This window comes from Actinomadura fulvescens, assembly GCF_039533225.1.
GTDB lineage: Bacteria > Actinomycetota > Actinomycetes > Streptosporangiales > Streptosporangiaceae > Spirillospora > Spirillospora fulvescens.
Window position 1 is genome coordinate 235,328 of the sequence record NZ_BAAATD010000007.1, and the last position, 14,410, is coordinate 249,737.

General features: G+C 71.5%; 9 protein-coding genes. 1 reads left to right on the forward strand and 8 read right to left on the reverse strand.

The window, feature by feature from the left end:
• The first annotated feature begins 67 nt into the window (after positions 1–67).
• On the forward strand, positions 68–3,394 hold the full coding sequence (locus ABD333_RS26075; RefSeq protein WP_344545044.1) for a S8 family serine peptidase: 3,327 nt from the start codon (positions 68–70) through the stop codon (positions 3,392–3,394).
• 31 nt (positions 3,395–3,425) lie between these two features.
• Here ABD333_RS26075 and ABD333_RS26080 read toward each other — a convergent pair whose 3' ends face one another.
• From ABD333_RS26080 to glpK, 8 genes are all read right to left on the reverse strand, one after another.
• Positions 3,426–4,088 carry an ATP-dependent Clp protease proteolytic subunit gene (locus ABD333_RS26080; protein ID WP_410556466.1) on the reverse strand — a complete coding sequence of 221 codons (663 nt, stop codon included), beginning with the start codon at positions 4,086–4,088 and terminating at the stop codon, positions 3,426–3,428.
• A complete protein-coding gene (locus ABD333_RS26085) occupies positions 4,078–5,328 on the reverse strand; it encodes a cation:proton antiporter (RefSeq protein WP_344545048.1) in 1,251 nt (416 codons plus the stop codon). Before ABD333_RS26085 ends, ABD333_RS26080 begins: the two co-directional genes overlap by 11 nt.
• A 7-nt stretch (positions 5,329–5,335) precedes the next feature.
• Positions 5,336–5,818 carry a cation:proton antiporter regulatory subunit gene (locus tag ABD333_RS26090; RefSeq protein ID WP_344545050.1) on the reverse strand — a complete coding sequence of 161 codons (483 nt, stop codon included), beginning with the start codon at positions 5,816–5,818 and terminating at the stop codon, positions 5,336–5,338.
• Positions 5,819–5,911: 93 nt separating this feature from the next.
• On the reverse strand, positions 5,912–6,502 hold the full coding sequence (locus ABD333_RS26095; RefSeq protein ID WP_344545052.1) for a hypothetical protein: 591 nt from the start codon (positions 6,500–6,502) through the stop codon (positions 5,912–5,914).
• Entirely contained in the window at positions 6,499–6,813 is a 315-nt protein-coding gene (locus ABD333_RS26100) for a hypothetical protein (protein WP_344545054.1), read from the reverse strand. Before ABD333_RS26100 ends, ABD333_RS26095 begins: the two co-directional genes overlap by 4 nt.
• Entirely contained in the window at positions 6,806–11,566 is a 4,761-nt protein-coding gene (locus ABD333_RS26105; RefSeq protein WP_344545056.1) for an HD domain-containing protein, read from the reverse strand. The genes ABD333_RS26100 and ABD333_RS26105 overlap by 8 nt, the downstream gene beginning before the upstream one ends.
• An 84-nt stretch (positions 11,567–11,650) precedes the next feature.
• Positions 11,651–12,736 carry a serine hydrolase domain-containing protein gene (locus tag ABD333_RS26110; protein WP_344545058.1) on the reverse strand — a complete coding sequence of 362 codons (1,086 nt, stop codon included), beginning with the start codon at positions 12,734–12,736 and terminating at the stop codon, positions 11,651–11,653.
• Positions 12,737–12,860: 124 nt separating this feature from the next.
• Positions 12,861–14,378: a glycerol kinase GlpK gene (glpK, locus tag ABD333_RS26115; RefSeq protein WP_344545060.1), complete on the reverse strand. Its 1,518-nt coding sequence runs from the start codon at positions 14,376–14,378 to the stop codon at positions 12,861–12,863.
• Positions 14,379–14,410: the final 32 nt, after the last annotated feature.

Genomic DNA, 14,410 nt, shown 5'->3' on the forward strand with positions numbered 1-14,410 from the left:
GAATTGCCGAACCGTGCCACTATTGGCTGGCGCTGTTGGGAGAGGGGTGGCCACCGTGGTGAGAGCGGTGCGGGGGAGAGCGGCGTTCCGGTGGACCTGTGCCTCGATCGCAGTGATCGCGGCCGCGACCGTGTCCGGCGCGGGAACCGCCGTGGCGGAGCCGCCCGTACCACCGGACGCGACGGCCGCGCCCGCCGGGGCACCGCCGCGGACGGTCACCCTCGTCACCGGTGACCAGGTCACGGTCGTCCCGCGGACGGGCCGGCCGCCCTCGGTCTCCGTCACCTCCGGGCCGGGGCGCGCGGCGTCGTTCTCGACCGTGGTCACGAAGGACCGGATCACGGTGCGCCCCTTCGACGTCCAGCCGCTGATCGCCGCGGGCCGGCTCGACCCGCGGCTCTTCGAGGTGGACCGGCTGCTCGCCGAGGGGCATGACGACGCGCGCCGCGATCGGCTGCCGCTGATCGCGCGGCGGCCGGGCGGCGCGCTCAGGGCACAGGCGCGGTCCGCCCGCACGATCGCCGGTACGGGCCTCACGGCACTGCAGGCCGACAAGTCGAGGCTGCCCGAGCTGTGGCGGGACTTCGTCGCCGACCCCGACGCCCGGCTCTGGCTCGACGCTCAGATCAAGGTCGCGACGGACGGCAGCGTGCCGCGGATCGGCGCGCCGGTGGCCTGGCAGCGCGGCCTCACCGGCAAGGGCGTCAAGGTGGCCGTGCTGGACTCCGGCGTGGACCGCGCGCACCCCGACCTGAGCTCGGCCGTCACCGAGAGCCGCGACTTCACCTCGTCCGGGTCCGCCGACGACAAGGTGGGCCACGGTACCCACGTCGCCTCGATCCTGGCGGGCTCCGGCGCCGCCTCAGGAGGGAAGTACCGCGGCGTCGCGCCGGACGCCGAGATCGTCAGCGGGAAGGTCGTCGACGACGCGGGGCAGGGCCAGGAGTCGTGGGTGCTCGGCGGCATGGCGTGGGCCGCCCGGGAGGCCCGGGCCAAGGTCGTCAACCTGAGCGTCTACTGCTTCTGCGACTCCACCGCGGTCGATCCGGTCGAGCAGGCGGTCGAGGAGCTGTCGGCCGAGACCGGCACGTTGTTCGTCGCGGCCGTCGGCGACTACTGGTTCCCCGCGCCGGGGCTCGTGGGCCTGCCCGCCGCAGCCGGGTCAGCCCTGGCCGTCAGCAGCGTCGACCGCGAGGACCGCCCCTGGGTGACGGCGCAAGGACCGCGTCCCCAGGACTACTCGGTGAAGCCCGAGGTCCTCGCGCCGGGCGAGGGCATCGTCGCGGCCCGGGCGAAGAACACCCGGGCAGGCTCGCCCGTGGACGACCACTACACCCGCCTGTCCGGCACGTCGGCCGCCACACCGCACGTGGCCGGCGCGGCGGCGATCCTCGCGCAGCGGCACCCGGACTGGACGGGCGAACGCCTCAAGGCCGCTCTCATGGCCGCGGCCAAGAACCTGCCCGGCGTCGACACCTACACGCAGGGCTCGGGGCGGGTGGACGTCGCCAAGGCCGTCTCACAGGAGCTCACCACGTCGCCGGCGAGCGTGCACGCCACCGTTCGATGGAGTGACGCGGGCGAGGCCCCCGTGGTGACGAGGAAGATCACCTACACCAACGACGGGGACGCGCCGCTCGGCCTGACCCTCGGCGTGGCGCTGGTCGCGCAGCAAGGGGGCGCGCCGCTTCCGGCCGAGTCCGCCACGCTCGACAGGGAGCGGATCACCGTCCCGGCGGGCGGCCGGGAGACCGTCACGCTGACACTGCGCGGCCTGAGCGCCACCGGAGGGATCAAGGCCGGGGCGTTCAGCGGCTACCTCACCGCGACGGCCGCCGACGGCACACCGGCCCTCAGAACGCCGGTCGGCGCGTACGTCGAGCCGCCCACCACCTCGCTCAGGCTGCCGATCACCGACCGGGACGGCGATCCGGGCAACGCGGGCAACTCCTTCGTCACGATCGTCAACGTCCAGACGGGCGACTACGTCTACCCCCAGCCGGACGACGACGGCGTGGTGAGCGCGCGGGTGCCGGCCGGGACGTACCTGATCTCCGGCGCCGTGGACACCAAGGACACCTGGACCACCGGTTTCACGCAGGTGTACGACCTCGCGCCCGGAACCCGCGAGATCCCGCTCGACGCGCGGCGCACCGCCCCGGTCGAGCTCACCAACGACCAGCCGGACGCCGTGCTGACCGGAGCCGCGGCGCAGCTCATCTGGCAGCGCGGAACGGCGGGATCCTCGCTCCATCTTCGCGGGGACGCGCGGCGGCGGATCTCCGTGCAGCCCGCGGCCGGTCCCGGCCTCGGCTACGACGTCTCCACCCTCTGGGAACGCGAGGGTTCCGGCCCGGAGCAGCCGAGCCCCTACGTCTTCCGCGACTACAGGTACGCCGACGGCGCCATCCCTTCCGACCCCGGACTGCGCACCCGGCGGGCCGAGCTCGCGCGCATCCTCACCGACGTGCGTTCCCAGGGAGCCGCCACGCGGGGCTGGTTCCGGTGGTCGGCCTCACATCCCGGCTCGGGCCTGTTCGGCGGGGAGGCGATGGGGGTGACGCGGCCCGTGCCCGGGTCGTTCACCCTCTACCTGAGGGCGGGCAGGGACGTCGCCTGGCACACGAGCCTCTGGCAGTTCGAGAACGATCCCCTCGACGGCGGTATCCGGATCAGCCGGGGGCCGCGCAGCTATCGGGCGGGGCCGCAGGCCGACCTGATCAACGCGGCGGTCCTGGGGCCCGTGCCGGACGGCGGAAGCACCCGTACGGGCGACGCGCTGCGCGCCGAGACCGGCTGCCCGTTCACCGGCGCGCTGGACGGCTGCGGCATGGACGGCACGCTCGGCGGAACGCTGCGGCTCAGCAGGGGCGGCACGGTGATCGCCGAACGGCGTGTTCCACAGGGATGGAACTGGTACTGGCTCGACGCCACCCTCGCGCCGGAGGCGGCGACCTACACCCTCCAGCAGTCGCTGACCCGCGACGACCCGCTCGCGACGCTGTCGGCCAAGGTGGACTCGACCTGGACCTTCACCTCGTCCCGCACGGCGCCCGGGGAAAAGCGGGTGCTGCCGCTGTTGTCGGTCGCGTACCTGCCCACCGGCCTGAACGGGCACAACGCCGCGCCGAAGGACCGGGCGACCATCGTCCCGGTCTGGGTCAGGCGGAGTGCGGGCGCGCCCGGCGCCGTGCCGAAGACCCTCACGGTCGAGGCGTCGTTCGACGACGGTGCCACGTGGCGGCCGCTCCGGCTGACCGGCTCGGCGGTCTTCGGCAGCGTCACGATCCGGCCGCCCGCCGGCGCCGAGTACGTGTCGCTCCGCGCCACCGCCACCGACTCCGCGGGCAACGGCGTCGTGCAGACCGTCACCCGCGCCTACCGCCTCGGGTGAGCCCCGCGGGCGGCGTTGGATGCCCGGAACGTCACCTGCGGTTGGGGCTGGGCGGCCGCATCACGCGGTTGGACACCACGTCGTCGACGATCCCGTACTCCTTGGCCTCGTCGGCGCTGTAGAACCGGTGCCGTTCGAGGTCCGTGCGGATCTGGCCGACCGGCCTGCCGGTGTGCTTGGCGAGCGTGTCCTCCATCAGTTCCCGCATCCGCAGGATCTCGTTCGCCATGATCTCCAGGTCGCTGGACTGCCCGCGGGTGCCCTCGATGCCCGGCTGGTGCAGCATGATCCGGCAGTGCGGCAGCGCCAGCCGCTTGCCCGGGGTGCCGGCCGCGAGCACCAGTGCCGCCGCCGCGGCCGCCTGCCCGAGGCACACCGTCTGGATCTCGGGGCGGACGAAGTTCATGGTGTCGTAGATGGCGGCCATCGCGGTGAACGAGCCGCCGGGGGAGTTGATGTAGATGCTGATGTCGCGGTCCGGGTCCAGCGTCTCCAGGGTCAGCAGCTGGGCGATGACGTCGTTGGCCGACGTGTCGTCCACCTGCACCCCGAGGAAGATGATCCTTTCCTGGAAGAGCTTGTTGTACGGATCCATCTCCTTGACGCCGTAGGAGGTCCGTTCGGTGAAGGACGGCAGTACATACCGTCCCTGGATCTGCTCGGCGGCCCGCATACCGGCGACGCTATCTCTCATTTGGGATATCACCAAGTAGCGGCTGATCGTTCTGCTCGATGGACGGCGCCGGGCTCGGATCCAGGCGGCCGGCGGCCCGGCGTTCGCGCGCCGTCCGGAGGGACCGGGCCAGCGGTTCGGCCGTACGGGCCAGCAACGGGCCGGCGATGGCCAGGATGAGGACGTAGGCGGCGGCGAGCGGACCGAGCCTGGGATTGATCCCGGCGGAGACCGCCAGACCCGCGATGACGATGTTGAACTCGCCGCGCGGGACGAGCGCCGCCCCGGCGCGGAGCCGTCCGGTGGTGGCGACGCCCGCGCGGCGTGCGGCCAGCCATCCGGTGCCGAGCTTGGTGGCGATGCCCGCGGCGGCGAGCGCCGCCGCGATCCCGAGGACGGGCGGCAGGTCGGCCGGATCGGTGTGGAGCCCGAAGAAGACGAAGAACACGGCGGCGAACAGGTCCCGCAGCGGGGCGAGCAGGTCCCGCGCGGTGTGCGCGAGCGGGCCGGACAGCGCGATGCCGACCAGGAACGCGCCGACAGCGGCCGAGACCTGCAGCTGCTGGGCGAGCCCGGCGACGAGCAGGGTCAGGCCGAGTACCTTGAGCAGCAGGACCTCGTCGGTGGGGCTGGCGACGAACCGTTCGACCAGCCGCCCGTGCCGCAGCGCGATGAAAAGGATCACCGCGATCGTCAGCGCGGCGATGCCGAGCGTGGTCGCGCCCGCGAGCAGTGAGGCCCCGGCCAGGACGGCGGTGAGGATGGGCAGGTAGGCGGCCATCGCCAGGTCCTCGAACACGAGGATCGACAACACCGCCGGCGTCTCCCTGTTGCCCAGCCAGCCGAGGTCGCCCATCACCTTGGCGGTGATGCCGGACGACGTGACATAGGTGATGCCGCCGAGGGCGACGGCGGCCACCGGCCCCCAGCCGAGGAGCAGGGCCGCCAGCACGCCCGGTGTGGCGTTGAGCAGCAGGTCGGCCACGCCCACGGGGGCCGACGACCGCAACGTGCCCACCAGCTCGCCCGCGGTGTATTCGAGGCCGAGGGTGAACAGCAGCAGGATCACCCCGACCTCGGCGCCGATCGCGACGAAGTCCTCGCTGGCGCCCAGCGGGATGATCCCGCCGGAGCCGAACGCGAGGCCCGCCACGAGGTAGAGGGGGATCGCCGAGATGGAGAACCGGACGGCGACCGCGCCCAGCAGCCCGAGGACGAGGACGATGGCGCCGAGCTCGATCAGTTGGACCGCACCGTGCATCCGCCCGTCACCCGCTGGCCAGGATGTCGGCCACCGCCGCGGTGCCCTCGCCCGTGCCGACCGCGACCACGATGTCGCCGGCCGCGAAGACGAAGTCCGGCCGCGGGCTGGCGATCACGTTCCCGGCGCGGACCACCGCCACGATCGACGCGCCGGTGCGGGTGCGCGCCTGCGTGGCGGCCAGCGGCCGGCCGGCGAACGGCGATCCGGCCGCGATCGGGAGCTGCTCGGTGACGAGGCCCTCGACCTGCCGGTGCAGCTCGGCGAGCCGCTCCACCACCCGGTCGCTGTCCAGCAGCTCGGCCAGCCCGTTGGCCTCCTCGCCGGTCAGCGCGACCGACACCACGCAGGTGTCGGGATCGTCCTTGTCGTAGACCACCAGGTCCCGGCGGCCGGTGCGGTGCGACACCACTCCGAGCTGCCGCCCGCGTTCGGTGGTGAACACGTGCCGCAACCCGATGCCCGGCAATGAGGTCCGCTCGACGTCCATGACTCCTCCACTTCGCGACGATCACCATGATGACATGCGAAAACAGTACTTTCGTTCCCTATGTCCCTATCTGCAGCGACCCCGCGCACCGGGCTACTTGCAGGAGCGCACCGGCTTCATGGAGATGACCGCCGACAGGGGGACCACGGTCGGCGTCGCCGTCTTGATGATCAGTTGGCGGCCGTCGGCGCCGGTGATCTCACCGCACACGTGGCCCGCGTCGTGACGGACGTCCATCAGCGTGCCCGCCGGCCTGGCCTCGGGGCCGAGCCAGGTGAGGCCGATCGCCAGCGCCAGGCAGGCGATCGCGGTCGTCGCCAGCCAGGCCGCGAGGCGGATCGCGCCCGCGACCCGCCTGACCTCGTCGAGCGTCCACGAGCGGAGCGTTTCGCCGCTGAGCAGGATGTCCTGTCCCGGCCTGCCCGCCGCCGCGCGGACCGTGAGCAGCGTCGCCGCCACGAGCATGCCGAGCCCGGCGGCGAGGAGCAGGACGACGCCCCACCGGAACCCGGGGGTCAGCGAGCTGATGGTGTCGCGGCCCTTGACGATGAGGACCACGCTCAGCAGGGCGGTGAGGCCGCCGAGGCCCGTCCGCCAGCCGTCGGCCTGCTTGCGCGCCGCGTCGAGCTGGGTGAACTTCAGTTCCTGGGCGCGCTGCGCCCACCGCTTGCGGTCGATGCTCACTGGAGTTCGACGCTCCAGAAGGCGCCGCAGCCGTTGTCGGCGGCGTCCTCGGGACGGTCGGCGTGCATGTGCCCGCACACGCAGAAGACCGTCACGGTGCGCGGCGGCTCGGCGGCCCTGCGCGGACGGAACCAGCCCTTGGTGCCCTCCGGGCTGCCGCGTTCGAGCGTCAGGCGCGTCCGGCCGCCGCACGCCGGGCAGTTGCCGGAGATCTCAAGGCCGTCGGGACGCGCCGTGACGGTGAACGCCGTCTGCACGTCGAACTCGGTCTCGACGTAGCCGATCTCGCGGTGGTGGTCGATGTCAGGCAACGGGGGGCTCCAGGTCGAGGGCGAACAGCGGGGCGTAGTGACGCAGACGTTCGGCGATCCAGGCGGGGGACTCACCGGTCGCCTCGGCGGCACGCTCGACGTGGTCACCGGTCACCCGCCCCGACACGGCGGGCGCGTGCCCGTCCAGGTGCTCGGTCAGCAGCAGCAGGTCCTGCCAGCGGACGATCTCCGCGGGCGGCGCCGCGATGGGATAGTCCTGCCGGACGCCGATCGCCGTCAGCGCCGACAACCGCCGGTGGGTCTCGGCGGGCGTCCAGCCCAGCCGGCCGGAGATCTGGACGAGCCGGAGCGGATCGATCTCCGAGATGTAGAAGTCGTAGTTCATGTGGCCGGAGACCGTGAGCATGTCCTCGTCGTACTCGTCGGGGAACACCTCACCGAGCTGGGCGCGGACCTCGGCGGAGAGCTCGGGGACGGGGGCGCCGAGTTGGCGATAGGGCTCGATCATGCTGAGGAAATCGCCGATGGACCGTCCGAAGGACACGGCGCCGCTGACGATGTCGCCCGGCTCGATCTGCCAGGTCACCGGCCCCTTGCGTCCCCAGCGTGTCAGGTCCAGGAGGACCGGGGCGATTTCGAAGTGCGCGTAGAGGGACTCGCACGCCGGGGTGACGTCCGGCACGTCAGCCTCAGGGTAGGCGTCCAGCACGGCGTTCCGCGCGTCCGCGATGGAGCAGTAGTACTCCCGCGCCAGATTCACGAGTTCGGGGTAGGTGACCGGTTCGGTAGGCGACGCGAAGGGCACGAGAGCGGCTGCCCGTGCGATGGATCTCTGGGACGTGCGCCGCGCTTTGAGGATCATGGCGAGCCGGCCGCACGGCTTCTCGCGGATGAACCTGCGTCGGCGCAGTGCGGGCGTGTACTCCATCAAGTGCGTCTCGATGAAATCCAGGTCCTCGGCCTTCGGCGCGTAGTCCGGCAGGGCGGTGATGTCGGGGAGCCGCACCAGACCGAGGTCATCGAGCCTGCGCAGCCCTTGATGCGCGTCGGCCAGCGTCCCTCCTACCTTGGCAGCGACCATCAGAAGCTGGAGGGGCACCAGCGGCGTGCCCGGGGAGTACACGTGCCGGAGGGCCTCGATCTCCATGGCGGTCGGCTCCGCCGGGTACGCGTCGCGGGCCGCCACCTCGACCCCGAGAGGCGCGAAAGTGTCGCACATCGTCAACACCTGGCTGACCTCGCGGCCTGTGGCCGCGCTGGCCGCGACGATGTGCGAGGGCGTCAGCGGCTCCTCTGCCCAGGGCGGGATGCCGTCCAGGTCGGTCGAAAGGAGCTTCGCGTCCGCGCTGGTGCACGTGTACTCAGCGAGCGTGCCGAGCACGATGTCCGGGGCCGACCAGCCGTCCGGCATGTGATCGGAGGCCCGGGCGAGCACCTGACCGAGCGGCAGGTCGAGTTCGGCAGAGGCCTTGACCAGCCAGCCCGCCACCCGGCGCCGTGGCGGCGAACCTGGCGGTGACCAGGCGGCGAGGGCCCGGACCAGCGGGAAATCCTCCTTCTTCGCCAGCGTCAGCGCGACAGGGGGACAGGAACGAATCTCGCCGATGGGCAGTCCCGTGATGGCGAAGCGGCGAAGTCTGCGGAGCCGGTCCGACAGCGGCTGATCGGTGTGCACGGCCGCGAGCAGGAGCTCGTCGACGTACAAAATCCCGTCGTTGTGCAGGTGGTTCAGGTTGCTCAGAAGTTCCGCGTCGGTCGGATCGACGGCCGGCAGCCCTTCGCCGTTGACGACGTGCGGTGCCGTCATCGCATGGGGTCGGGATCCGACGAGCCGTGCCCAGCGGCCCGCACGCCAGGCGGAGAACCAACGGGCGTAATAGCGGGCCCAGTTCTCGGGGTTGAAGAGCTCCCCGTCTTTGGGAAAGCATCCCATGTCTCCCACGGCCACTCTGGCGCCGTGACCCCAGACGCTGCCGACCGGAATGGAGGCGTTCTCCCTCACCAGATAGTCGAAGATCTGCTGGGCGACCTCGGGCGCCGACTCGGTCACCTGCCACAACCAGGACAGCGTGAGCCCTGGCCAGTTGAGCAACTTGGGCAGGGACCTTTCGATGCAGGCCCGCACCCACTTCTTGTCCCAGTTGCGGAGCTTCTTGCGGTCGACGGTGAACTGCGGCCTGCGGGTGTCGCGCAGGTTGAGGATCAGGCCGAAGATCTCCTCGTTGGTGCGGATGCCGTCGGCGGCGAGCCCGCCCTCGTCCGACACCCACCACAGGTCCTCGCCGCACTTCAGCGACACGGCCGTCTCGTCCTGGTAGCGCAGCTCCCGGGGTTTCCAGACCTCGGTCGCCGAGTCGTGGGCCGTGACCTCGACCCGGTAATCGGAGATCCACAGCAGCTTGCGCATGGTCGTGAGGACGTTGACGCGCTCGTCGTTCGCCGTCATGTAGAGGCGCACGCGCGTGCCACCCGCGGGCAGGACGTCCGCGGTGGTGATCTGGAAGAGGCTCCCGTTGCTGGCGATGTCGACGCGGTGCGCCCGGTCGGACGCGATGCCGTTCAGGCCGACCGGCCGCGTCAGGACGGTGATCTCGTCGGCGAGCATGAAGTAGCTGAAGACGCCGACGCCGAACTGGCTGTTGGAGACCAGCTGCAGCGGCGGGTCGAGCTCCTGCCAGGCCGCCTGCTCGGCACGGAACGACTCGCGGTACACGAACCGCTCGCCCGCGCTCGCGAAGACCTGCTTGAGCGTCTCGGTGTCCATGCCGACACCGTTGTCCTCGCACTCGATGTACTCGCGCCCCTCCTCGAACCCCTGGCGGAACACGATCCGGCCGTTCCAGCCGCCTGGATCACGGCGGGAAAGGCGCAGGCCCTCCAGCCGGGTGTCGCGGTAGCGGCAGGCGTCCAGCGCGTTCTGGTAGAGCTCGCGGATGGCCAGCGCGGGGTCGTCGTAGAGCTGACGGCCCATCAGCAGCTCGCGGACCTTGTCCTCGGCGAGCCGGAACCGCGACAGCGGCACCTCGAAGGCGGCCGTGTCGTCGGGGCGCCGCTCCGGGCGCAGACCCCGGTCGGTGAAGCGGGCGGGCAGCGCGGCCGCGATCTCCTTGTCCAGGGCGAGCCCGGCGATCGTCGTGCGGGCGGCCGCGGCGCACGCGACGACGTCCTCGAACGCGGCGTGCTGCGCGGGATGGTCGCAGGACATCTGGAGTTCGAGGGCGTCCTCCCGGCGGGCCCAGGTCAGCCGGTCGGCCGCGTTCTTCATCGCCGACAGGGGCAGCTCCATGCGCGTGCCGATGTGGTCGGCGATGACCGGCGGCATCCGGCGCAGGTCCGCGGCCATGATGCCGCCCAGCCACAGCACGGCGGCCAGCGCCCGCCACCGGTCGTCCACGTAGGCGGCGCCGAGGCGTTCCACGACGATGGGATCGCCGGGCCGGGCGCCGACCGCGCGCAGGAGCGCCTCGGTGAGCTTGGGCAGCTCGCGGGCCGTCAGCCCGGTGGCGTGGCCGTCCAGCAGCCGGGCGCCGCGCTGGTAGCAGTCGGCCGCCGCGGCGCCGTGCCAGAGCGACTGCCGGGTCGCGAGCCACTGGTGCACCAGCCACATCGCCAGCGCGTCCCGTTCCTTGGTGAGCCCCCGGCGGTCCAGGCCCTCCGCACGGCGCAGCACCTGCTGGTGCATCTCGTGCGTGATCTCCAGGTCGGTGCGCGGGCCTTCCCGGTACGTACGGGTGAAGTCGGTGGGCGCGATGCCGGCGGTGAGCCGGATGCCCTCGGCGAGCACGACCTCGCGCAGGAACGGCGCGGCGATGAGGGCGGCGACCTCTGCCGGGCCCAGCCGGGTCGCGTCGCCGAGCAGCATCGTCATGCGCTCCAGCGTCCGGATCGGATGGTTCTGGTCGAACCAGGGATCGTCGATGCCGACCCGCTCGCGCAGCGTCCCGTACGCCTCGCCGCATCGGCGGGCCGATCCCTCGACCAGCGCGAGCACCGCCTCGCGGGCGGAGTCCTCCTGGTCGCAGCGCTGCCAGAGCTCGGTGTCGCCGGCGGCCCTCCGCCATGCCCCGGTCAGCTCGTCGCCGTCGCAGACGACGACGTCCTTGGCGTCCATGAGCATCGTGCGGTGGCGGACGTCGGGCGACTGCCGCAACGCCTCGTTCCGCGCGGCCCGCCGCCGGATCTCCAGCGAGACCTCGTCGATGACCTCCACGAGCGTGCGCGCGGGGTGCCGCCGGTCGAGCACCTGCGCCAGCGCCTGCGTGAAGACGCTCCCGGTCTCGGTGTAGTGACAGCGCTGGCCCGCCTCGCACCCGGTGACGAGCACGAACGAGCCGTCGGCCGGATAGGGGACGACCCCGCCGACCGCGCCCGGCTCGCGTTCCTGCGCCGGGTCGTCCCGGCAGGCGTCGACGAAGAAGACCACCAGCCGGGCGCGGCACTCGGCCAGGTCCGCCGGGACGACCGGCACCAGGTCGGCGGTGCCGCCGTCCCGGTCGGCGTCACTGGGGACCAGGTAGTCCTGCCCGCCGACGCTGACGCCGTGGCCGGAGAAGTAGAGCAGCAGCACGCCGTCGCGCGGCGCCTGCCGGCACGCGGTGTCGATCGCGCGCCTGAGGCGGGTGCGGCTGGGCTCCGGGCCGCCGTCGGTGCCGAACGTGGTCACCGAATAGCCGGACTGCTCCAGGGCCCGCCGCATGCTGCGGACGTCGTTGCGCACGACGTCGCCGATCTCGCTGAACCGGTCGTCGTCACACTGGGGGACTCCGATGAGCAGCGCATGACGCCCCGTCACAGCAACCCCCACAGCTCTTCGGTTTTCGGCATCCGTGGCACGACATTATCGACCAGTCTCGCCACTCTTCGCCGCAAACCTGACTCAGCGGGTGGCGGCCACCTCGGCGGCCGTGGCGCGCATGGCGGGGAGGGTCTCGTCCTCGTGCACGCTGTAGAGCGTGGTCTTGACGATCACGACGCGGTGCCTGGTCGAGACGTAGACGATCTGGCCGCCGAACCCGCCGTACCAGTAGCCGTCCGAGCCGTCGAGCACTCCGCCGGTCACGTCGTGGTCGGGCTGCAGGGGGTTGGGCGTGGAGGCGTAGGCCAGCCAGGAGGCGGGGATCACCTGGCGTCCGTTCGCCTGGCCGCCGCGCAGCAGCGTCAGGCCCCAGCGGGCGAAGTCGCGGTCGCGGGCGTAGTAGCAGCAGTAGCCCATGGCGTTGCCGTGTGAGTCGTTGCCGACGAACGCCGTGGAGGCCATCCCGGCCGGTCCCCAGATCTTGTCCTGGACGTACTGGTGGTACGGGCGGCCGGTCGCCCGGGCGAGCACCAGGGCCAGGACGGCGCTGTTCATGCTGTTGTAGTTGTACGTGGTGCCCTGCGGCACGGCGCTGGTCTGGGCGGCGGCGTACTTGAGGGTCGTCGTCCAGCCCATGCTGAGGACGACCTGGAGCGAGATGTCGTCGAGCTGGCCGTCCCACTTGATGCCGGAGGTCATCCGTAGCAGGTTGCGGATGGTGACCGGCCCGTAGGCGTGCCGGGCGAGCTCGGGCACGTACGTCGCGACCGGGTCGTCCAGTGAGCCGATCTTGCCTTCGGAGATGGCGATGCCGATCGCGTGGGCGGTGAATCCCTTGGCGATGGACCACGACTGGAACACCGAGTCGGCGGAGTAGCCCGGCGCGTACCACTCCTTGACGACCTGGGTGCCGTCCAGGACCACCAGGCCCTGCGCGGTCCGGTGGAGATAGTCCTGGAGGGTGTGCGTCTTCCCGTTGTGGGTGTAGCTGACGTTCAGCGGACGCGGAGAGCTCGTCAGCCGTACGGGGTCGGCCGACGGCTGGAGGCGGTCGAAGTTGGGGAGCGGGACGTCGGCCCTGGCGGCCGTCAGGTCGCCGGCGAGCACGGTGGCGAGCACGGTGGCGGTGAGGAGCAGCGACAGGAGGATGCGGCGCAGGTAGCTCACTCAAACAACGGTATCTATTTGCCAGCGCCCGCTTCCACTCCGCGCGTGACAAGGAATTCGCCAGTGCTGACGGAAAGGGCCGGGCATGATGCGGGGGTCCATGCCCGGCCCCTCTGCCGGCCCGTTACGGAACGTCCACCCAGTCCAGGGTGCGGCTGACCGCCTTTTTCCAGCCCGCGTAGCCGGTCTCGCGCTGGTCGCCGCTCCACTCGGGCTGCCAGCGGCGGTCCTCGTTCCAGTTCTGCTTGAGCTCGTCGGTGGACTCCCAGAACCCGACCGCCAGACCCGCCGCGTAGGCCGCGCCGAGAGCGGTCGTCTCAGCGACGACCGGCTTGGAGACGGGGACGCCGAGGATGTCGGCCTGCAGCTGCATGCACAGCTCGTTGGCTGTGACTCCGCCGTCCACGCGGAGCACGTCCAGGGTGACCCCGGAGTCCTGGCGCATGGCCTCGACGACGTCGCGCGTCTGGTAGCAGATGGATTCAAGGGTGGCGCGGGCGAGGTGGGCGTTGGTGTTGAAGCGCGAGAGGCCGACGATGGCGCCGCGGGCGTCGCTGCGCCAGTACGGGGCGAACAGGCCGGAGAAGGCGGGCACGAAGTAGACGCCGCCGTTGTCCTCCACCTGACGGGCGAGGGACTCGCTCTGCGACGCGCCGGAGATGATGCCGAGCTGGTCGCGCAGCCACTGCACGGCCGACCCGGTGACCGCGATCGAGCCTTCCAGGGCGTAGACGGGCTTCTCCGAGCCGAACTGGTAGCAGACCGTGGTGAGCAGGCCGTTCTTGGAGCGCACCAGCTCGTTGCCGGTGTTGAGCAGCAGGAAGTTGCCGGTGCCGTAGGTGTTCTTGGCCTCGCCGGGGGCGAAGCACACCTGCCCGACGGTGGCGGCCTGCTGGTCGCCGAGGATTCCGGAGATCGGCACCTCGCCGCCGAGCGGGCCGAGCCGCTGGGTGAGGCCGTACGGCTCGGGGGTGGAGGACGGCTTGATCTCCGGGAGCATGGCGCGGGGGACACCGAAGAACGACAGCAGCTCGTCGTCCCAGTCGAGCGTCTCCAGGTTCATCAGCATGGTGCGGCTGGCGTTGGTCGGGTCGGTGACGTGCACGCCGCCGTCGGGGCCGCCGGTCAGGTTCCACACGATCCAGGTGTCGGTCGTGCCGAAGATCGCCTCACCCGCCTCGGCGGCCTCGGCGACCCCCTCGACGTTCTCCAGGATCCACTGGATCTTCCCGCCGGAGAAGTACGTCGCCGGAGGCAGTCCCGCCTTGCGGCGGATGACCTCGCCGCGGCCGTCCCGGTCGAGGGCGGCGGCGATGCGGTCGGTCCGGGTGTCCTGCCAGACGATCGCGTTGTAGTACGGGCGCCCGGTCCGGCGGTTCCAGACGAGGGTCGTCTCGCGCTGGTTGGTGATGCCGAGGGCGGCGAGGTCGGCCGCGGTGAGGTCGGCCTTGTTGAGGGCGGTCTGGATGACGGCCCGGGTGCGTTCCCAGATCTCGGTGGGGTTGTGCTCGACCCAGCCGGCCTGGGGCAGGATCTGCTGGTGTTCGAGCTGGTGGCGGGCGATCTCGTTGCCGCCGTGATCGAAGATCATGAAACGGGTGCTGGTCGTTCCCTGGTCGATCGCTCCGACGAAGTCCGGCATGCGTGTCACCTTGTCTGATCGGGGTCGGTTGG

Coding starts and splice junctions, on each gene's coding strand:
- ABD333_RS26080 (WP_410556466.1), bottom strand. CDS start 4,088: ATGAGAGATAGCGTCGCCGGTATGCGGGCCGCCGAGCAGATCCAGGGA.
- ABD333_RS26085 (WP_344545048.1), bottom strand. CDS start 5,328: ATGCACGGTGCGGTCCAACTGATCGAGCTCGGCGCCATCGTCCTCGTC.
- ABD333_RS26090 (WP_344545050.1), bottom strand. CDS start 5,818: ATGGACGTCGAGCGGACCTCATTGCCGGGCATCGGGTTGCGGCACGTG.
- glpK (WP_344545060.1), bottom strand. CDS start 14,378: ATGCCGGACTTCGTCGGAGCGATCGACCAGGGAACGACCAGCACCCGT.